This is a genomic window from Flavitalea sp. (assembly GCF_035489435.1).
Classification (GTDB): domain Bacteria; phylum Bacteroidota; class Bacteroidia; order Chitinophagales; family Chitinophagaceae; genus DATHKG01.
This window is the reverse complement of record NZ_DATHKG010000074.1, coordinates 1-4,350: the sequence shown is the minus strand read 5'-3', so window position 1 is coordinate 4,350 and position 4,350 is coordinate 1. Positions and strand designations below refer to the sequence as shown.

At 40.6% G+C, this 4,350-nt stretch carries 4 protein-coding genes; all 4 read right to left on the bottom strand.

Annotated elements, in window-relative coordinates:
• Window positions 1-713 (bottom strand): M20/M25/M40 family metallo-hydrolase (locus tag VK664_RS11570; RefSeq protein WP_461398818.1); only part of this gene is annotated, 713 nt, incomplete at its 3' end.
• A 427-nt stretch (window positions 714-1,140) separates the two neighbouring features.
• On the bottom strand, window positions 1,141-2,127 hold the full coding sequence (locus VK664_RS11565) for a cation diffusion facilitator family transporter (protein WP_461398817.1): 987 nt from the start codon (window positions 2,125-2,127) through the stop codon (window positions 1,141-1,143).
• A 75-nt stretch (window positions 2,128-2,202) separates the two neighbouring features.
• On the bottom strand, window positions 2,203-2,958 hold the full coding sequence (locus VK664_RS11560) for a superoxide dismutase (RefSeq protein ID WP_461398816.1): 756 nt from the start codon (window positions 2,956-2,958) through the stop codon (window positions 2,203-2,205).
• Between the two features lie 21 nt (window positions 2,959-2,979).
• The coding region (locus tag VK664_RS11555; RefSeq protein ID WP_461398815.1) for an LptF/LptG family permease at window positions 2,980-4,350 on the bottom strand (1,371 nt) is incomplete at its 5' end.

Here is a 4,350-nt window from a genome sequence, read left to right as displayed (position 1 = left end):
TTTTCATCGTGGCAGGAAGCGATCATTTTTGCCAGGATCGTAATAGGATTGGCAACTGCACCGCCATAGGTGCCGCTGTGCAGGTCCCTGTTGGCAGCAGTTACTTCTACTTCAATATAACTAAGTCCGCGAACGCCGATATCGATAGATGGGGTATCGAGTGATATCATGGCTGTATCACTTATTAAAACAACATCAGCCTTCAAAAGATCCTTTTTGGATGAAACAAATTTTGCAAGATTTGGCGAGCCAACTTCTTCTTCGCCTTCAATCAGGAATTTAATATTAGTGAATAGTGAATCAGTTTGCACCATCGTTTCAAGTGCTTTGATATGCATATAAAATTGGCCTTTATCATCACAGGCGCCACGTGCATAAATTTTTCCATCTTTTATAACGGGTTCAAATGGTCCACTTTGCCATAGTTCCAGCGGATCAGCAGGCTGCACATCATAATGTCCATAAACAAGAACAGTGGGTTTGGAAGGATCTGTTATTTTTTCGCCATAAACCACGGGGTGGCCGGCGGTTTCATAAATTTCAACTTTATCAGCACCTGCCGCCAGCAGTTGTTTCTTTACTGCTTCGGCGCAATTTTTCATATCGGCTTTATTTTCACTTCTTGCGCTGATACTTGGAATTCGAAGCAGATTCAATAATTCTTCAAGAAATTTATCTTTATTCTTTTGCTGATAATCTTTCCAGGCTTGCATGTTTACAGTTTATTATATGACTTGCCTTCTGGCAATGAATATGTAATGAACTGCAAAAATACAAAAACGAATTTGTAAACAGCGTAATAACCGATAGCCTGTCAGGTGGTGAATGCAAAAGATAATCCACTCATGATAACGATTAACAGAACAATGATGAGAACGATAGTTCTCTCCATGTTCAGAAGTTTGTAACTTGAATTTTTCATAACTAAAGTTTCAAATGTATAGCCATAATGTTGCTTTCAGACCGGGTAATGATTTAGAAGCAAATATTTTGGGTAATCAACGGTTTAATCTACATAGAACGCAATATCCAGCCAGTCCGGACGTAAACGCTTAGCCGCTTTTATGACTTAAAATAGTTTCGAATCCTGATTTTTCCGACGGTATAAAGGCAAAGGCGGTCTTCAGGTAAAGACTAGTTCTAAAGCTGATGTTTTTTATCGGAAATGATATTTTCCAAAGTCCACGCAAACTTTTCCTCGAACGGCCTTTGACGAACCTGGCAATCATGCCTGGTACAAATGCTGCAGGAAAAATCAAGACAGGGGTCGGTGTGAACAAACAACTCAAGCGTTGTACCAAACTCCTTTCTGATCAGTTCGCGAAGTATATCAACTTCATGGTGTGCCTCAAGAACGTTGAGGTACCAGGGAACGGTCAGGTGACAATCGACATGTAACTGACCCCCGTATTTGATAACCCTGAGATTATGGAGATCGATCCAGTTATCTCTTCTCTTACTATTCAATATCCGTACCATTTTTGTAAGAAGCTCTTTATCTGCTTCATCCATAATGCCTGCAATAGACGATCGCATAATGCGATATCCCGTATAAATGATGAAAACAGCAAATAAAATTGCAACAGTTCCATCGAGCCAAACATAACCGGTAAGCAGAATTAAGACAAGTCCGATGATTAACGCTACTGTTGAATAAGCATCAGTTTTTAGGTGCTGACCGCTTGCAATAAGGGCTAAGGAATTGTTTATCTTTCCTTTACGAGTACTTATAAATCCTACTATGTAATTGACTAAAGCTGTAAAAGATATTAGTATTATGCCTTTATCCAGCTGTTGAAGAGGTTTTGGAGAAACCAGGTTAAGAACTGATTCATAGATTATGATGAAACCCGCAATAACGATTAGCGTGCCCTCAATGGCAGCCGAAAGAAATTCTGCTTTTCCATGCCCATAAGGATGATTCTGATCTTTTGGTTTGGCAGCAAGGTATAAGCTATATAAACCAATTGCACCGGCAATGACATTAACGATGCTTTCCAAAGCATCTGTAAGCACAGCTACCGATCGCGTGAGATAATATGCCGTTAACTTAATGGCAAACAATATCAGGGCGATAAGGAATACCCATCTTTGAATACTGACATTTTCTGTTTGCGGTTCTTTCACAATAAAAAATAAACATAAAACAAAAACGGTGAATCACCCCAAGCGATTCACCGTTTTGCAGAAGTGGCAATAGTTTTATGCTCCGTCGAAGCGGGTCTGCACTGCATCCCAGTTTACAACTTTCCACCAGTTTTCGATGTATTCAGGTCTTCTGTTTTGATATTTGAGATAATAAGCATGCTCCCAAACGTCGAGACCAAGAAGTGGCACACCCTTTAAATCCGAAACATCCATTAATGGATTATCCTGATTTGGCGTTGATCCGATTTTTAATTTACTTCCTGGTGCAACTATCAGCCATGCCCAACCGCTTCCGAATCTTGTTTTAGCAGCCTCTCCGAATTGTGTTTTAAAAGCATCGAATGAATTAAAATCTTTTTCAATCGCGGCGAGTAATTTGCCGGAAGGTTTTCCACTGCCTTTTGCTGAAAGCGATTTCCAAAACATCTCATGATTAAAATGACCGCCACCATTGTTGCGTACTTTCACCGAATATTTCGAAACATTTTTCAGTACATCTTCCAGTGGTTTACTGGTATCGATTTTTTCAGCCTGAGCAGCTTCTTTTAAAGTTTTTGAATAAGTTGATGCATGTTTGGAGTAATGAATTTCCATTGTCATGGCATCAATGGCCGGTTCCAGGGCGTTGTATGCATAGCCTAGCGGCGTTTGGTCGAAACCTGTTTTGAAAATATTATTAGGGTTTTTGACACGGGCGCCACCAATTGTTTCTCCTGCAAGAAGGTTGTCGGGAAGAATAGCTACTGAACCTAACGCGAGCGCAGCATTCCGGATAAATTTTCTGCGCGTATTATCATTGTTAACTGACATATGAAATGGTTTTAGTTTTTTTTAGATAGTAGTTTGAGGTTTTTCTTTTTTTGATCTTGTCAACCTCTTAATTGCAGGTAGAATTTTTTTGAAAAGACGATAATAGAACTCCTTATTCATTAATTGCGAATCATTCCGGGCTTTATAGATAAGAAAAAATCCAACAGGCAATAATACCGCTGCCGCCATCCATATCCCGGTTAACGGTTGCAACACATCCTGTTTCACGAATTTTCTCCCGAAATTATTCAGCAGGAAAAAGATAACAAAAAAGATAACAGCGAAAACAACCGGAGTACCGATCCCGCCTTTTCTTACGATCGACCCCAGCGGAGCACCAATCAAAAACAGTACCAGTACCGCACCTGCCATCGAAAACTTAGAGTGCCATTCAATCAGATACAATCGCAATTCCGTTCTGCGGCTCTGATATTCTGAGGCAGAAAGGTCGATGTTGCTTTTGATCAGATTAACCTGCGAAGCACTGGCATCGAGCACTTCTCTTTTAGCACTGTCCGGTATCAGATCATAAAAATTTTTTGCTTTTATTTTTTCTGTTTTCACATCTTTCCAACCGGTATCAAGGTACTTCATGAAACCCATATAAGCTGCGAGATCGTTTCTTTTGACATAGTCATATCCTTTTTTGGTAACCTTATCCAAAGAATCAATAAAGGTATTAAGCTGCCGGATGCTGAGCATTTCATACCGGCTTTTATAAGTGCTGTCGGGCGTCAGGGTCATAGCAAGCGAACTCATATCTACGACTTTTTTATATTCCTTAAAGCCGAGACGAATATATTTGGTGGTAGTATCTGAGCGCTGACCGTCTTCCTGGTACCACCATCCGTTTTTTAGCGTAAACTCAAGAAATTGCTTATCTGGGGCAATTTTCATGATGCCTTTTTCAGCTATAATAAAATTGTCCTGCATCCCGCCGATATTCTCATATATGATCACATTTTTCAATGTGGAATCATCTTTTTCTTTTTTTGCAACTTTTATGGCGTAGGTAGGAATGGTTTTATAAAATACGCCTTCTTTCAGATCGAAAGCTGGTTTGGAATTTACGAGGTCGGTTTGCAGCGTACGCATCTTCAGGTTAGCGACGGGCATCACGTAGTTATTAAAAAGGAATGAAAGGCCGGAAAGAAACACTGCAACGACCAGCAACGGGCGCATAAATCTTACCAATCCAATGCCGGCCGATTTAATGGCAACCAGTTCGAATGTTTCTCCCAGGCTGCCAAATGTCATGATCGACGAAAGCAGCACTGCGAGGGGCAGCGCGAGCGGAACAAGCGTGGCGCTCAGGTAAAGAATCAAGCGTAGAATGAGAGAACCGCTAATGTCTTTTCCGACAAAATCATCGATCCATAACCAGAAGAACTG